Annotated in this window: 1 protein-coding gene; it reads left to right on the top strand. The window is 64.8% G+C overall.

The features are described from left to right. Nucleotides 1–273: aminotransferase class III-fold pyridoxal phosphate-dependent enzyme (locus tag SB754_RS20315; RefSeq protein ID WP_410784169.1), on the top strand; the 273-nt coding region annotated here is incomplete at both ends.

The following is a 273-nucleotide window of genomic DNA, read 5'->3' on the forward strand; positions in this document are numbered from 1 at the left end:
GATCGTGCCCTCCGCGAGGATACGACCGTCGTTCATCACGGCGACCCGCTCGCAAGTGCGCTCGATCACGTCCATGATGTGGCTGGACAGCAACACCGTCCCTCCGCCGTCGACGTACTGGCCGGAAATCCAGCGGATCTGCCGCAAGTACGACATCCTGCTCGTCGCCGACGAAGTGATCGGCGGCTTCGGCCGCACCGGCGAATGGTTCGCGCACCAGCACTTCGGCTTCGAGCCGGACCTGATCACGATGGCAAAGGGCCTCACGTCGGG

The sequence above is a fragment of the Leifsonia sp. SIMBA_070 genome (assembly GCF_046534635.1).
Taxonomy (GTDB): domain Bacteria; phylum Actinomycetota; class Actinomycetes; order Actinomycetales; family Microbacteriaceae; genus Leifsonia.